This window comes from Sodalis-like endosymbiont of Proechinophthirus fluctus (assembly GCF_001602625.1).
Classification (GTDB): Bacteria; Pseudomonadota; Gammaproteobacteria; order Enterobacterales; family Enterobacteriaceae.
On the sequence record NZ_LECR01000056.1, the window covers coordinates 10,720 to 10,928 of the forward strand.

A 209-nucleotide genomic window follows, 5' to 3' on the forward strand; every position below is an offset into this window, starting at 1 on the left:
CAGGCAGTAGCAGTAGCAGTCAGCGGCACCTTGCCGCCTGAAAGGCAGGGTGATTGGCTGTGCGCGGGCGAGGTGCGCTATCATGCGCGCGGCGCGGACATCACTTTCCACTCCAGCTGGGGAGAAGGGACCGTCCACAGTCAATTAATCGGAGAATTCAATGTCAGTAACCTGTTGTTGGCACTGACCACGCTGCTGGCGCTCGGCTA

At 59.8% G+C, this 209-nt stretch carries 1 protein-coding gene; it reads left to right on the plus strand.

Annotated features, from left to right (window positions below; genetic code table 11):
• The coding region (locus BG74_RS06325; RefSeq protein ID WP_244267378.1) for a Mur ligase family protein at positions 1-209 on the plus strand (209 nt) is incomplete at both ends.